General features: G+C 69.8%; 9 protein-coding genes, 1 tRNA gene and 1 pseudogene. 9 read left to right on the forward strand and 2 right to left on the reverse strand.

Features of this window, described 5'->3' with window-relative positions; all coding sequences use genetic code 11:
* Positions 1 to 815: 815 nt before the first annotated feature.
* Positions 816 to 1,976 carry a tyrosinase family protein gene (locus tag OG257_RS22315; protein WP_329210058.1) on the reverse strand — a complete coding sequence of 387 codons (1,161 nt, stop codon included), beginning with the start codon at positions 1,974 to 1,976 and terminating at the stop codon, positions 816 to 818.
* A gap of 106 nt (positions 1,977 to 2,082) precedes the next feature.
* Between OG257_RS22315 and OG257_RS22320 the strand changes: the two are divergent.
* Positions 2,083 to 2,529, forward strand: a pseudogene (locus OG257_RS22320) (hypothetical protein); the annotation flags it as partial.
* Positions 2,530 to 2,644: 115 nt separating this feature from the next.
* On the opposite strand, the gene OG257_RS22325 reads toward OG257_RS22320, so the two are convergent.
* Positions 2,645 to 2,720, reverse strand: a tRNA-Arg gene (locus tag OG257_RS22325).
* A 613-nt stretch (positions 2,721 to 3,333) separates the two neighbouring features.
* Between OG257_RS22325 and OG257_RS22330 the strand changes: the two genes are divergently transcribed.
* The 8 genes from OG257_RS22330 (at position 3,334) to OG257_RS22365 (ending at position 14,499) form a co-directional block, all read left to right on the forward strand.
* A complete protein-coding gene (locus OG257_RS22330) occupies positions 3,334 to 3,915 on the forward strand; it encodes a hypothetical protein (protein WP_329210059.1) in 582 nt (193 codons plus the stop codon).
* Positions 3,916 to 4,313: 398 nt separating this feature from the next.
* On the forward strand, positions 4,314 to 4,532 hold the full coding sequence (gene fxsA / locus OG257_RS22335) for an FxSxx-COOH cyclophane-containing RiPP peptide (RefSeq protein WP_329210061.1): 219 nt from the start codon (positions 4,314 to 4,316) through the stop codon (positions 4,530 to 4,532).
* A complete protein-coding gene (locus OG257_RS22340) occupies positions 4,529 to 5,773 on the forward strand; it encodes an FxsB family cyclophane-forming radical SAM/SPASM peptide maturase (RefSeq protein WP_329210063.1) in 1,245 nt (414 codons plus the stop codon). The genes fxsA and OG257_RS22340 overlap by 4 nt, the downstream gene beginning before the upstream one ends.
* Positions 5,770 to 6,843, forward strand: a complete 1,074-nt coding sequence (locus OG257_RS22345) for an aKG-HExxH-type peptide beta-hydroxylase (protein WP_329210065.1) — start codon at positions 5,770 to 5,772, stop codon at positions 6,841 to 6,843. The genes OG257_RS22340 and OG257_RS22345 overlap by 4 nt, the downstream gene beginning before the upstream one ends.
* Before the next feature lie 172 nt (positions 6,844 to 7,015).
* On the forward strand, positions 7,016 to 8,380 hold the full coding sequence (locus OG257_RS22350; RefSeq protein ID WP_329210067.1) for a TIR-like protein FxsC: 1,365 nt from the start codon (positions 7,016 to 7,018) through the stop codon (positions 8,378 to 8,380).
* Positions 8,377 to 12,609: an FxSxx-COOH system tetratricopeptide repeat protein gene (gene fxsT, locus OG257_RS22355; RefSeq protein WP_329210069.1), complete on the forward strand. Its 4,233-nt coding sequence runs from the start codon at positions 8,377 to 8,379 to the stop codon at positions 12,607 to 12,609. The genes OG257_RS22350 and fxsT overlap by 4 nt, the downstream gene beginning before the upstream one ends.
* Positions 12,610 to 12,739: 130 nt before the next feature.
* Positions 12,740 to 13,366 carry an RNA polymerase sigma factor gene (locus tag OG257_RS22360; protein WP_329210071.1) on the forward strand — a complete coding sequence of 209 codons (627 nt, stop codon included), beginning with the start codon at positions 12,740 to 12,742 and terminating at the stop codon, positions 13,364 to 13,366.
* On the forward strand, positions 13,363 to 14,499 hold the full coding sequence (locus OG257_RS22365; RefSeq protein WP_329210073.1) for a CU044_5270 family protein: 1,137 nt from the start codon (positions 13,363 to 13,365) through the stop codon (positions 14,497 to 14,499). The genes OG257_RS22360 and OG257_RS22365 overlap by 4 nt, the downstream gene beginning before the upstream one ends.
* Positions 14,500 to 14,574 lie beyond the last annotated feature (75 nt).

A 14,574-nucleotide genomic window follows, 5' to 3' on the forward strand; every position in this document is an offset into this window, starting at 1 on the left:
GGGGATGGCGTCGCTCGGAACACCCAGCTCGATGGCGCGCGCGGTAGTGCTCGGCCTCGCCCCGTGGCATCCGAGGCGATCAGCCACATGGCCCGGCGGCTCAAGAGGCGGCCCGGCCGTGAGTGCCTGGCACGTTGATGTCAGCTATGGATGTCAGAAGGGCCCCACCTCCGAAAATCCGGAGGTGGGGCCCTTCTGAACTGGTGCCCCCGGCAGGATTCGAACCTGCGACACCCGCTTTAGGGGCGAGGTGGGGCGAGTTGGGGCCTGACCTGCAACATGCCGGCTTTGGCGTTTTGTCCGCAGGCGTCTCTGCCGACGTCCGCAGTTCCCGTGAGTCCCCGCCCCACCTGGCGCGGTTGTGGCACGGGGTACTTCTGATCCGTAGCTCTATGTGGATCGGTCGCGCACGGTCATGTCGGCCTCGCCAAGACCACGTAAGGGTGTTACCGGACGGGGCGGCTGCTGCACTTCGCTGCTTCATACGAAAGGGCCGGTTCGAGAAGGTCAACCGATCGGGCGCCGCCGTATCCCAGCGCTCCTACCGTCGTCGTGAAGGCCGAGCAGGGGTGCCCATGTGCGCCCCTGTCCGGTGTCGTTGATGTCAGCGGTGGATGTCAGGGCGCACCCGTCGCGCACACTCGGGCGGGGTCGCTCGGCACTCGGACGATCCGACTGTCTTGTGCTGCGGACCAGCAAGACGGACGCTGAGTTGAGGGACGGGGGATGGTCCACTCCCTTGGTCCCTTGGGCGTGAAGGAGGCCCCCGCCGCGGCGAAGCGACGGGGGCTTGTCTCTTGCTGTCGCTGGTCCGGTCAGGCCATCACTTCACGGGGGGAACGCCAGGCGATCGCCCCGGACAGGCCGGTGACCTCCAAAGCTCCGTCCCCCGTCAGCCTGAGACGGTTGCCGCGCCCGTCGATGCCCAGGCTCCACACCCGCTGTCCGTCGGCGTCGTCGATGGTGAGGTCGCCGTTCATCTGCATGACGCACATTCCAGGAGACCTGCGCTGTGTCTGGGACGACCACTGCGGAGTACGTTCGCCGTCCTGGTACAGGACCAGGTTCCCGTCGGTCTCGTAGACGAGCCGGTACCGGCCGCCCCCCGAGCTGATCGAGTCGCCGCTGCGCAGGGTGTCCCCGGGATGCATGTGGTCGCCCTGGGCCGTGGGGTTCTCGGTGTCGTAGACGTAGCCCAGGCTTCGGTGGTCGAGCACCGCGCTCACCCGCACGCTCGACCACGGGGGCATCAGGTCGTTGACGTTCTGTCCCGGCGGGCCGCCGCTCTGCGGGAGGTATGTCTCGTTCCGGTGGTTCTGCTGCCACAAGGCCCAGAGCCGGTCGATGTTGCAGTGATGCAGCCAGAAGACGGGGTCGTTGGGCGAACTGGTGAGTTCCATGTTGCCGCCGATCCACCGATGGACCCTGTTGTGGATGTCCGGCGTTATCACGCCTTCTATGGATTTGCGGAAGCTTTGGCTCACCCCCTCCCACGGCTCGCTGTCGTACGGCGTCATTGCGAGGCAGGCGGACACGTCGCCTGTTGTCGGCAGGTGGTCGGCGCCGGCACCGAACTGCCGCCTGAGGTACGAAGGGATCTCCCGACTGGGATCGACGCAGAACCATCCGTTGCCTACGGCGAACGGACCGGTCATGACCCGGTCGTCGCTCGCCCTGCCGTTGCCGCCCATGAAGTAGTCGGCCCATGGATCGCTGGTGCCCGTCCAGTCCCAGTACGGAATGGTGAGCGTCGGCTGACCGGACGGGGTCGGCAGTGCCGTCTCGAAGATCCGGACGAACTCCCGGTGCCAGGGCAGGAAAGTGGGGACGTGGTGGTAGGAGTTCGCACCTGCCACGTGCGCCTTGGTGAACTGGTCGTATTTGCCTTGGGACTTTAGGTCCCACACCGCTGTGACGAGTTGCCGCTTCTGGTCCTCGGACAACAGGGCCTGGTTCCTGCGGACAAGTAGGGCCATGGTGAGCCTCTCTCAACGATCGGCCGGATGGGTGAATGCCCCTCGACCAACATCGGATCGCAGCCGACTCGTCGCCACACGGAGTACGCCATTCGGGTGACGTCGCCAGAGCATCCCCGTGCCCACTCGGTCGGCAGAACTCTCCGGGTGGCTGCCCTACTGGTTCGACAACGTGGTGAAGCCTCGGCGCAAGCTCGGCACGTACGACAAGTACGAAGCGCGCGTCCGGCTGTACCTGGTGCCCATGGTCGGAGGGAAGCGGCTGGGTTCGCTCGGTGACGCTGATGTCCGGCGCTTCCTCGTCCAGCTGAAGAACAAGACCACCGCGGCTACTGCAAAGGAATCGCACCGGGTTCTGCGCACCGCCCTCACTGCGGCCTCCTCTACATCCGCCGGCAGACCCAGCGGCGGCGCGGTGTTTCTTTACGACGACGATCCCAAGGCGCCGACTGGCTGTTCTGCTCCCGGCCATGTCATCGCGCCCCTTCGCCGGCACAGGATGCGACAGGTTGCGGCCAAGGCTGGAGCGGGGGAGTCGTGGCAGGAGGCGGGCATGTCTTCGCTGCTCGAGAGGCGGCCCGGCGGTGAGTGACCGACACCGTTGATGTCAGCTGTGGATGTCAGAAGGGCCCCACCTCCGAAAATCCGGAGGTGGGGCCCTTCTGAACTGGTGCCCCCGGCAGGATTCGAACCTGCGACACCCGCTTTAGGAGAGCGGTGCTCTATCCCCTGAGCTACGAAGGCGCGGGGCCGCGGAAAGTCTTGTCGAAAACCCAGGGGACGGATCTTCGTCAAGGCTTGCAGGCCCGCTGGTCAGGCGTGGCGGACTGTCTTGTGCGATCTTGCTCGAGCAGACAGGCGGGACGTACCAACGACCGACCAGGGACAGCCTAGCGGATTCGCCGCCGTGGAGGGCTTCTGTATGTGGTTAGTGGCGCCGGACACAGGCGGCAGGGATCTGACCTGCGGTGTTCTCCGGATTGGCGTGATGCCGTCGCAGGTGGCGAGCGGCTCGGCCGGGGCGGCTCGACTGTTCCGAGGGACCGTCGCTCAAGTGATCTTCGGGGGGTGATCGAACACGGTTCCTGGGCGGGTGATCTTCAGGTCCGGGGTGGATGGAGGTCGGGGTGGGCGGCGGGAAGCTGACCGGGCATTCCCGGGAGCCTGCACGTCATCGGGCTCGCTGGGCTTGGGCCCTCTGCGGCGGGTGTCTCACACGCCGGGGCTGGGCGCGTCGGACTCGTCCGCCGTGGCGCTCGCCGTCGCGCCAAGGAGCGTCACCAGCACAATGAGTGACGTACCGTCAGGTGGTGAATTCGGCGGACCGTACCGGCATCGAAAGTGAGGCGGGGTGGCCTTGAGCGAGGAAATCGAGGGCGCGGCCGAGGAGTTCGAGCGTTCGGTGAGCTGGCTGCACAGCGAATTGAGGGCTCTCGCGGCGGCCGTCGCGCCCGGGGTGGAGCCGGCGGTCGAGGAGCGGATCCAGGAGCGGCGCACCACGCGCGGGGCGATGGGCAGGCAGTTCACGGTGACCCTGACCCTGGCAGGCGCTTCCTGTGCTGCTGCGTCGGCCGTCGACGCCATGGCCGCGGCAGGCTGGTGTTCCGTCGAGACCGGCGAGGGCCTCGGGGGGTCCTCGGTGAAGGCGCGGCGCGACGGGTTCGAGGTGGGTCTCTTCAGTCGGCCGTCCGGCGGTCCGGTCATCTGGGGCAAGGCGCCCACCGTGTGGTTCCGCGACCGCTGGATACGTCCGCCGCGCGCGGCCGCGCCGCAGACACTGGCGCCCGGAGACCGGCTGTGCCGCATGTGCGACGGCTGGGGCACATGCGGCGCATGCGAGGGGCTGGGCTTCGTGGACGGCAGCCGGTGTGGGGAGTGTGGTCTCGGAATGGACTGCTCCTTCTGCAGGGGCAGTGGCCGGGAGCGCCCGGACGGTTGACCGCTTCGGTGCGCGCCCGCGTCTGTGGGGTGGGTCGGGGAGGCGGAGGGATGCACGGCAGGAAAGGCGGGTCCGTCTATTTCCGGTAATGCGTGGGACGTAAAGCCATTTGGTCCCGTCCTCGGTTGAATGATTTGACCGGATCGAAAGAAATAACCACAAAAGAACCCTTGGGTCCGTCGCTCCGGTTGTCCGCCGCGCCGGGGGCGAGGCCGATTCCGAGGGGCTTCTGAATGGGTGTGCGGACAGGGCCGAGGCTGGTCAGCGGGGTCTGGGGTGAGGGGTGTTGGGCCGTCCGTGGCGCGTGTGCGAGGGCGAGGTTGATGGGTGGGTCGGTGCCGGTAAACGATCACTGACGCTCTGTTATATGCTCGCGCGAAAAGCGATGGCAGGGGAGCATGAAGTCAATCAATTCCGCCCCGCTGGTCTCGGTCCTGGCAGATGTCAGCGGGCTGAGTGACGCGGAGCTGGCCGAGCTGCCGGACACCGTATTCGCCGACATGGTGTCGCGGCTCAGGGAAGAAGTGCTCACCCCCTCCAGCGAGCCGGTTTCCGCGTTCACGTCGGCGCTCGACCCTGCGGCCGGGGAACGGGAGCGGACCCGCGAGCGGTCATGACGTTCCGCCAGTTCCTTCTCAAGTTGCATACGCGATGCAATTTGGCATGTACGTATTGCTACGTATACGAGGCCGCTGACCAGAGCTGGCGGACGAAGGTGCGGCGGATGGAACACTCCACGGTGCGGCAGGTGGCCGCCCGGATCGCCGACTACCGGAGGCCGCCGGGGGGCGGGACCGGGGCGGAACGGTCCGACGGGCCGATCTCGGTGATTCTTCACGGCGGTGAGCCCCTGCTCGTCGGGCATCGGCATCTCGACGGGACCCTGAGGATTCTGCGCGACGCGCTGGACGGCACCGGCGAGGTCGCCTGGGGGATGCAGACCAACGGGGTGCTGCTGGGCCAGGATCCGGAGCTGCTGCGGGTGCTGCGCCGGTACGGCGTGCGCGTCGGGGTCAGCCTCGACGGGACTGCCGCGGGCCATGACCGGTACAGGAAGTTCGCCGACGGGCGAGGCAGTCACGGGGCCGTGGCCCGGGCGCTGCGCATCCTCGGGGACGGGGCCGACCGGGAGCTCTTCAGCGGAGTGCTGTGCACCATCGACCTGGACGCCGACCCCGTGGAGACCTACGAGGCGCTGCTCGAATTCTCGCCGCCGCGGATGGATCTCCTGCTGCCGCACGGCACATGGGACGTCCCCCCGCCGGGCCTTGCGGCACGGCGCGTACCACCAGGAAGGCCGCCCGGTTCGCAGGACGGGCCGTGTGACGGGGCGCAGGACAGTCCGGGGGCGACCCCGTACGCCGACTGGCTGTGCGCCGTCTTCGACCGCTGGTACGGGGCGCCCCGGCGTGAGACCGGGATCCGGCTCTTCGAGGAGCTGATCATGCTGCTGCTGGGCGGCCGGGCGAGCAGCGAGATGGTGGGCAACGGCCCGCTGGACCTCGTCGTCGTGGAGACGGACGGCTCGCTGGAGCTGGCCGACAGCCTGAAGGTGTCGTACGACGGGGCGGCTGCCACCCCGCTGGACGTGTTCCGTGATGCTTTCACCGTGGCCGAGGCGCATCCGGCCTTCCGCAGTCCGGAGCTGTCGCCCGTCTGCGCTTCCTGCCCGCTGGTGGCGGTCTGCGGCGGAGGGCTGTACGCCCACCGGTACAGCCACGGGCCCGGTGATCCGTTCGCTCATCCCACGGTCTACTGCGCGGACATGGCCGCCCTGATCGGGCACATCCGGCGCAGGCTGGAGCACGATCTGGCCAGGCTGAAGGAGCGCCGGCCGGCCGGTTCGGTGGCCCGGTGAACGGGCCGGGGGCCGCGCCTGCCCGGCATCTGATTCCGCGCGAGACCTTCCTGGCGCTGGCCCGGGGGCGGGGCGGCGCCTCCGCCGTGGCCGTTCTGCGGGCCGGACAGCTGAGCAAGCGCAGGCTGCTGCTGAGCGCGGTGCGCCGGGTCGCGGAGGAGCGTGCCCCGCGTGTGGTGCGGCAGATGCGGCTGGCGGAGACGTACGACCGGATCGAGGAGTTGCGCCAGGAGTCCACGGAGCGGTGGGAGTCGGTGCTCCTCCATCCCTATCTGGACCTGTGGGCGGCCGGTGCGCTGCGCGCGCTGTACACGGAGACGGGCGGCGGCGAGGTGGATCCCGTGCCTGGCGGGCTGGCCCGGCTGCTGGATCCGGGCGGCCCGGTCCTCCAGGTGGAGTCGCGGGGGCGCTGTCTCACCGTAAGGATCGATGACCGCGGCCCGTACCGAGAGGCGCACGGTGACCCGGTGCCGGGGCCCCTGGACGGCGCAACGGTGCGCCGCTGGGAGGGACTGCTGTCCGAGGCCTGGCAGTTGCTCGTCGAGCGGCATCCCTGGCACGCCGAGGCCGTCGGCGCCGGGGTGTCCACGCTGGTGCCGCTCCTGCCGAAGCCCGACGGCACAGCGGTGTCCTCGGTGGTGCGCCGCGGATACGGCGCGGTCGGCGTGTCCCTGCCCGCCGACGCCGAGCGGCTGGCGCTGGCGCTGGTCCACGAGTTCCTGCACATCCAGCTGGGCGCGCTGCTCGATCTCGTACCGCTGCACGGGCCGGACTCGGGGGCGCGCTATCACGCGCCGTGGCGCACGGATCCGCGCCCTGCGGGCGCCCTGCTTCAGGGAACGTACGCGCATCTGGGGGTCTCGGACTTCTGGCGGGTGGAACGGGGCAGGGAGCACTGGCCCGGGCCGCTGACCCGGAGTTACGCCGGCGGCCAGTACAGCCACTGGCGTGAGCGGACCGCCGATGCCGCGCGGACTCTGCTGGGCAGCGGTGAACTCAACTACGAAGGAGAGCAGTTCGTCGAGGAACTGAGCCGTACCATCGGCGACTGGGACAGGGATACGGGCTGAACGGCGTCCTGCCGACTCCGTAACGGCACTGCGTACCGTCGAGTTCTGGCCATAACGTGACCGTGGGCACAGTCTGCGTGGCCGCGGGCAATAACTGGCCGTTTCCGAGGGTATTCAGTTGGTGCCGGGGCACTGTGGGCCTGCGTTCAGCAGATCGAGTCGTGGGGGCGCGGTGGGGCCGTACTTCTTTCTGAGCTATGCCAGGACCGATGACCAGGACGCTTATGTGCGCCGGTTCTACGACGACTTATGTGCGCAGATCATGGAACTGGCCGGTAGCGCGGTCCGGTTGCCGGTCGGATTCCGGGACAACAGCTCCATCCGTATCGGTGAGCACTGGAGCGAGCGCCTGGAAAGCGTGCTCGGCATCTGTCATTCGATGGTGGCGCTCTACTCGCCCGACTATTTCCGCAGCGAGTGGTGTTCGCGTGAGGCCGGAGTGATGATGCGGCGCGCGAACCAGTACTTCGCGCGGACCCAGAAGGGCTCGTCGGCGCTGATCCCCGTGCTGTGGCGCCCCGTCGACATTCCGTCCGAGGTCGCGCACATCCAGTACGTCACCGACGGCTTCGGATCCTGGTACGCCGATGCCGGGCTGCAGCGGCTGCTCCAGAAGGACCCTGCGGGCGAGGACTACCGCAACGCCGTACGGCTCGTCGCGCAGCGCGTCCTGTACGTCGCCGAGCGCGAGAAGCTGCCCGTGGCCAACGGCATCCGGCTGGCACAGGAACCCCTGTCGTTCCCGCCGCGCACCGCACCCACCAGGCCGGGCAGCACCGTCCAGTTCTTCGTGGCCGCCGGCACCGCGGACACGCTGCCCGAAGAGCGCAGGAGCGCCCCGTACTACGGCCGTGCGGGGCTCGACTGGAATCCGTACCACCCGCAGGAGGAGTACCCGATCTACCAGGTGGCTCAGCGCCTGGTGACGGCACAGGGGTACGGCACCGCCTACCGGGAGGTGCGCAGTGGGCTCACCCGGCAGCTCAATCAGGCATGGCGCGACGACCAGGTGTCGATCCTGCTGGTGGACGCGTGGAGCGCGCCGGTGTCGCCGTACCGTGAGCAGTTGGAGCAGTTCGACCGGACGGAGCATCCCGCGACCGGCGTTCTCGTTCCCTGCCATCCCCGGGAGGACGGGGAGCGGGGGGAACTCTGGCGCGGGGTGACCGAGGTCTTCGAGCGGAAGTCGTCGCGCGGCACACAGGACAGGCAGTTCCAGGTCCGGGTCAGTGCCACGGACTTCAAGCAGGCCCTGGGGCGGATGGTGTCCTCCGCGCAGAACAACCTGATACGCAAGCGCCATGCCCCTGTGGCCCCGGGTGCGGGCGAGCAGGGGACGGTGTCGGCGCGCCCGATCCTGCGGGGGCCGACCAGCGGAACCGGCAGCGGGCCGGGCAGCGCTCCGCCACGGATTCCAGGGCCGGCCGGTGGAACACCGCAGGCCGGCCCTCCCGCTGACCGGCCGGTGAACCGGCCTCGCAGGCCCGGCGGGCACGGGCCGCTCGACTCTCGTGGTGACGGAGGCGCAGGGCGATGACCAGGGACGGTTGGGACGGTTCGGCGAGCGGGGACGCTTCGGGCGGCTGGGACGACGGAGACACCTTCGGGGGTGCGGAAGGCCTGCGGCTGGTGGACACCCCTGCGGGATCCGGGGAGTTCGGGGCTGTTTCCGGGGCTGTTGGTGCAGGGTTCGGAGCGGGCGGCGCCCAGGTGCCGGGTGCGAGGTCCCCGGCGGAAGGCGGCGCGGTGCCGGGCGAGAGGCCGGGTGAGAGGCCGGGAGCAGCCGGCACCGGTGGGAAGCGCACCGGGGAACCCGGCACCGTCGTGACGTTCTACTCGTTCAAGGGCGGCGTCGGCCGCACCATGGCTCTCGTCAACACCGCCTGGATCCTTGCCAGTAACGGCCTGCGGGTTCTGATCATCGACTGGGACCTGGAGGCGCCGGGGCTCCACCGCTACTTCCATCCACTGCTGGTCGACCCCGAACTCGGCTCCACCAAGGGCGTCATCGACCTCATCCGCGACTACTCCATGCGAGCCTCCGGGCCCGGTCCCGAGCCCCTGCCCGGAGGGCGGGTCGACTGGGACCGCTGGTTCCGTGACCACTCCGATGTCGACGACTGCATCGTCGGGGTGCGCATGGACTTCGCCGACGACGGGCGGCTCGACTTCCTGCCCGCAGGTCTCCAGAACGACGGATACTCCGCGGCCGTCTCCACCTTCGACTGGGACCACTTCTACACGCAGCTGCGGGGCGCCGAGTTCCTCACTGCCCTGCGCGACGAGCTGAGCGAACGCTACGACTACGTCCTGATCGACAGCCGTACGGGACTGTCCGACACGGCCGGCATCTGCACGATCCTGCTGCCCGACGTCGTCGTCGACTCCTTCACCCTGAGCGCCCAGTCGATCCAGGGTGCCGCAGCCGTCGCCGAGTCCGTGCGGGCCCAGGCCACGATGCGGCCCATCCGGATCCTGCCCGCCCCGATGCGCGTCGAGTACGCCGAACAGAACAAGCTCGAGGCCGGCCGGGACCTGGCCCGCAGCAGGTTCCAGTCGTTCCTCGGCTCCATGACCCGCGAGGAACGCGACCTGTACTGGGGCGATGTGGAGATCCCCTACCGGCCCTTCTTCGCGTACGAGGAGATCCCCGCCCCCGTAGGCGACCGGCCCCACCAGGGCAACAGCCTGCTGGCCGCGTCCGAGAGGCTCACCGGCCGGATCACCGACGGGCGGGTCACGAAGCAGCGCCCGATGCCGGAGACGATGCGGCGGGCGCTGCTCGCCTCGTACGAGCGGACCAAGGCGCCCATCCCCTCCGACATCTTCCTCAGCTACGCGCCCGCGGACCGCATGTGGGCGGAGTGGATCGGCGCCCGGCTCACCGCGACCGGCTACCAGGTGGCCCTCAGCGGCTCGGCCGAGCACGCGGGCGCCGACACCATGACCGACGTACGTCTGGCCCTGGCCGGATCCGGCCGGATCGTGGTGCTCCTCTCGCCGGACTTCGTCCGGCTGCCGCACGCCCACGAGCTGTGGAAGTCGGTGTCCTCCCGGGACCCGGAGGCCTCGCAGCGGATGCTGATCCCCATCCGGGTCCACGACGCCCCGCTGCCCGCCCCCTTCGCGGGCCTGGTGGCCGTGGACCTTGTCGAGCGGGACCAGGAAGAGGCGGAGCAGGCGCTGCTGGCGGCCGTGGGCAGGCCGGACAACGCCGTGGCGGGCACCCTCAGGACCCCCGGCAGGGCGGCCACCGAGGAGGAGAGCGGACCGCGCTATCCCGGAGTCGTTCCCCGGGTCTGGCACGTGCCTTCGCGCAACCCTTCCTTCACCGGTCGTGCCGGCACGCTGGAGCAGATGCGCAACGGCTTCGCCGCGAGCGGGCTGCAAGGCGGGCCGCCGCAGGCCGTGTTCGGGCTCGGCGGGGTGGGCAAGACGCAGGTCGCCATCGAGTACGCGCACAGGTTCGCCGCCGATTACGACGCCGTGTGGTGGATAGCGGCCGGTCAGCCCGGCCTCGTGCGCCAGGAACTGGCCGCGCTGGCAGCCGAGTTGGGTCTGCCGGCCCGTGACGACGTGGCGACGACGGCGGCCGCCGTGCTGGAGGCGTTACGGCAGGGGCGGCCCTACCGGCGCTGGCTCCTGGTCTACGACAACGCCGAACGGCCCGAGGAGCTGGCCCCGTTGATCCCGGCAGGGCCCGGCCACGTCCTGGTGACGTCGCGCAACCGGGCCTGGGTGGCACTCGCGGTCCAGGTGGAGGTCCATGTCTTCACCCGGGACGAGTCCGTGCGACTGCTCCGGCGGCAGAACCCGAACCTGACGGACACCGAGGCCGGTCAGGTCGCCGAGGCGCTCGGCGACCTCCCGCTCGCCGTCGGGCAGGCGGCGGCCTGGCTGGAGCAGTCGGCCATGCCCGTGGAGACGTATCTGCGGCTGCTGGAGACCCAGTTGACGCAGATGCTGGAGCAGGAGCCGCCCACGAGCTATCCGCGCTCGGCGGCAGCCACCTGGCTGCTGTCGCTTCGCGCGATGCGGGAGGCGACGCCCGCCGCCGCGCTGCTTCTGGAGATCTGCGCGTTCTTCGGCCCGGACCCGATCCCGATGTGGACGCTGTACGGCAGCCGTACGGCGGAGCTGCTGGAGCAGTACGACGACCGCCTGGACGATCCGATGCGGATGGGCAGGCTGTTCACCGACATCAACCGCTACGGCCTCGCCCGCACCGACCAGGGCGACCGGACCATCAGCGTGCACCGGCTGGTGCAGGAGGTGCTGCGCTCCCAGGTGCCGCGCGAACGGTGGGCCGAGATGCGCGCCCATGTGCACGCGATTCTCGCCGAGGCCAATCCCGGGTACGCCGAGGACCCCGCCTCCTGGGGGCGGCACGCGGCACTGCTCCCGCACATGGCCCCGTCGCGGGCCTTCAGCAGCAGGTCCGCGCGGGTACGCCGCTGGGTGGTCGACGCGGTCCGCTACCTGTGGCGGCGCTCCGATCACAGTGCGGCCCTGGAAACGGCCGAACGGGCCCTGGGCCTCTGGGTTCCCGTATTCGGGGACGGCGACTCCCTGGTGATCCTCATGCGGTGCCAGCAGGCCAATGCGCTGAGGTCCGCCGGAAAGCTCGCGGAGGCGCACGCGCTGGGCCTGGAGGTGTGGGAGCAGGCCCGTGAGTCGCTGGGCGAGGACGACGAGTACACCCTGATCGCCGCCGGGAACCTCGGCGCCGACCTGCGCAGCACCGGCGCCTACACGAAGGCGCGGGACATCGACCGGGAGACCTACCGGGTCAGCCAGCGGGTGCACGGCCTGCGGACCCCGCGCACACTCAGCGCCGCGAACAACCTCGCGGTCTCCCTCTTCCTGTCCGGCGACCGGCAGGGTGCCCGCGAGCTCGACCGGTACGTGTACGAGACCCGGCGCGAAGTGCTTGGCGCCACCCATCCGTACACGCTCACCTCCGCCAGCAACTACGCACGGGACCTGCGGGAGACGGGGGCGCCGGAACAGGCGCTGAAACTGCTCCAGGAGACCGTGGCGGCCTTCCGGGAGCGGACCGGCGACAAGCATCCGGAGACGCTGAGCGCGGCCCGCAACCTCGCGGCGGTGCTGCGCCGCACCGGTCAGTACGAGGCGGCCAGGGCGCTCAGTGCCGACATCTACGACACGTACATGAGCGTGCTCGGCCCCGACCATCCGGACACCCTCTCCGCGGCCACCAACCTGGCCTGTGCGCTGGTGGCCACGGGGGACGCGCAGGGGGCGCGGGCGCTCGCGCAGGACGCCCTCGACCGGCACCGCACCCAGCTGGGGGAGCGGCATCCGTTCGCACTGGCCTGCGCGAACAACCTGGCCGTGTACCTGCGGCTGACCGGGGCGCGCGATGCGGCGCTGGCCATGTCGCGCAGAACCCTCCAGCAGTACCGGGAGGTTCTCGGCGCCGCCAATCCCTACACGCTGACCAGCATGATGAACCACGCCACCGACCTGGTCACCAACAACAGGACGGCAGAGGCGGTGGCGCTGGAGCGTGAGGCGTACGCCGACTTCGTCCGCGTCCTGACAGCCGATCACTACGACGCGATCGGCTGTGCGTCGAACCTGGCGCTGGACCTGCGGGCGACCGGGGCGACGGACGAGGCGGCGGCCCTGCACCAGGACGCCCTGGAGCGGGCCGCGGCGACGATGGGTGCGGAACATCCGACCACGCTGGCGGTGCAGGCGTGGGGGAGACTCGACTCGGACATCGAGCCGCCCGCTCCCTGACCTGGTCCGCTCCTGACCCCACCCGGTCCCGGACACTCCTGGTCCCGGACGCCTCGACCCGATGTCACGTGTGACGCGCATCACAGGAACCGCGAGGCGTGGGCGGACAAGTCAGGAGGTGAACTACTCGATGCATGCCCGCATCCGCGCGGGGGACCCGGAGGCGTTCCGCGAGCTGTTCCGCGACCATGCCCAGCTCGTCTACCGGCACGCGGTGCGGACCACGGGGGACTGGGACGCGGCCGAGGACATCGTGTCGCTGACCTTTCTGGAGGCATGGCGGCTGCGCGGGAAGCTGCGGGACGAAGGTGACAGTCCGCGGCCCTGGCTGATGGGGATCGCGGTCAACGTGCTGCGCAACACGGGGCGCGCCGCCCGGCGGCACGAGAGAGCGCTGGCCAGACTGCCCTTGCGGGACGTGTTGCCGGATTTCGCCGACGAGTTGGTCGGGCGGATCACGGACTCGGAGGAACTGGCCGCGGCGAAGACCGCGTTGGGGCAGTTGCGCAGGAGCGAGCGCGAAGTCTTCGCACTGTGCGTGTGGTCCGGGCTCGGTTACGCGGAGGTCGCCGAGGCGCTCGGAGTGCCGGTGGGCACGGTGCGTTCCCGGCTGTCGCGGGCGAGAACCCGGCTGCGCAAACTCACGGACGGGGAGTTGCGCCGCCTGCGAAGAAAGAGGGAACCGGTCGGGACGGGCGGACAAGTACAGGGTGGCCGCGTCGATGCGGTCCGGTCGAACGAGGAGAGAAACCGATGAATCGCACCCCTTGGCGGCGGCGCCGTGAGCCGCTCGACCATGTGGAGTCGGCGGCGCTGCTGCCGGCGCCAGGCGATCCGGTGCTTTCGCGCGACCGCCTGACCACGCTCGAGGAGCACCTGATGAACGAGATCCGCCAGGCGCAGGACCGGAAGTCGACCGGGGCGCAGCCGCAGACCGTGGCCCTTTTCCCGCCGAGTTCTCCCGAGCCGCCGCGCCGTACCGGCAGTCGCCGGCTCGCGCTGATCGGGGCGGCTGCCGCGGTCGCCGTGCTGGCCGGGACGATCGGAGTCGCGCAGTTGACGGGGCAGAAGGCCGTCGAAGCCGCCGGTCCGCCGGAAGGATCTGTTCCCGCTTCGGTGGTACAGGTCGCGCAGGGCACGACGGAAGGGCTGAGCAGCACGGTCGACCGGATCTCCGTGGCCGCCGTGAAGGAGAAGCTCCCCGAGCCCCGGCCGGGGCAGTTCATCTACATCAAGAGCCAGGTCTCCTGGCTGACGATGTCGGAGAACGTGGACACCGGGAAGAGCGAGACCTATGTGCAGAAGCTGCATGGCCGCCAGGTCTGGCTGTCGCCGGACGGCCGCAGGGGCTGGCTGATCGAGCCGGGAAACGGCACGACGTCCAGGGACGGGCTGACTCTGGACGACGAGGGGGAGGCCCTGGAGCCGAGCATCGGTTCGCCCAGCTACGACTACCTCAAGACGCTGACCACCGACCCCGACGAGCTGCTGAAGAAGATCTACGAGGAGACGGAGGGGCAGGGCAACGGCCCCGACCAGCAGGCCTTCACCACGATCGGTGACCTGGTGATGGAGCAGGTGATGCCGGCGGAGCTGACATCCGCGCTGTACCGGGCGGCCGCGAAGATCCCTGGCGTGGTGGTGGTGGACGACACGACCGATGCGGTGGGGCGGCACGGGATCGCCATAGCCCGGACCGATGAGACGGGCGGCGCCCGCACCGAGTGGATCTTCGACCCGAAGACCTTCAGCTACCTGGGGGAGCGCACGGTGCAGATGCGCGACATGGAGGGGGTCGAGGCCGGCACGGTGACCGGGCACACGGCGATCACGGAGCGGGCGGTTGTGGACGCGATGAAGGAGCTCCCGGGGGCCAAGGGCAAGGTCTGACCTGGCCGAAAGGGTGAGCAGGGCTTGGGGCGGGGGGCTGCTGTTTCTTGACGGGGGCGGGGCGCGGGCATAGCG

It is taken from the genome of Streptomyces sp. NBC_00683 (assembly GCF_036226745.1).
GTDB lineage: Bacteria > Actinomycetota > Actinomycetes > Streptomycetales > Streptomycetaceae > Streptomyces.

What these genes read in the sequence shown, in the direction of transcription:
- OG257_RS22315 (WP_329210058.1), bottom strand. Translation starts at nt 1,976, where the DNA reads ATGGCCCTACTTGTCCGCAGGAACCAGGCCCTGTTGTCCGAGGACCAG.
- fxsT (WP_329210069.1), top strand. Translation starts at nt 8,377, where the DNA reads ATGACCAGGGACGGTTGGGACGGTTCGGCGAGCGGGGACGCTTCGGGC.
- fxsA (WP_329210061.1), top strand. Translation starts at nt 4,314, where the DNA reads ATGAAGTCAATCAATTCCGCCCCGCTGGTCTCGGTCCTGGCAGATGTC.
- OG257_RS22360 (WP_329210071.1), top strand. Translation starts at nt 12,740, where the DNA reads ATGCATGCCCGCATCCGCGCGGGGGACCCGGAGGCGTTCCGCGAGCTG.
- OG257_RS22365 (WP_329210073.1), top strand. Translation starts at nt 13,363, where the DNA reads ATGAATCGCACCCCTTGGCGGCGGCGCCGTGAGCCGCTCGACCATGTG.
- OG257_RS22340 (WP_329210063.1), top strand. Translation starts at nt 4,529, where the DNA reads ATGACGTTCCGCCAGTTCCTTCTCAAGTTGCATACGCGATGCAATTTG.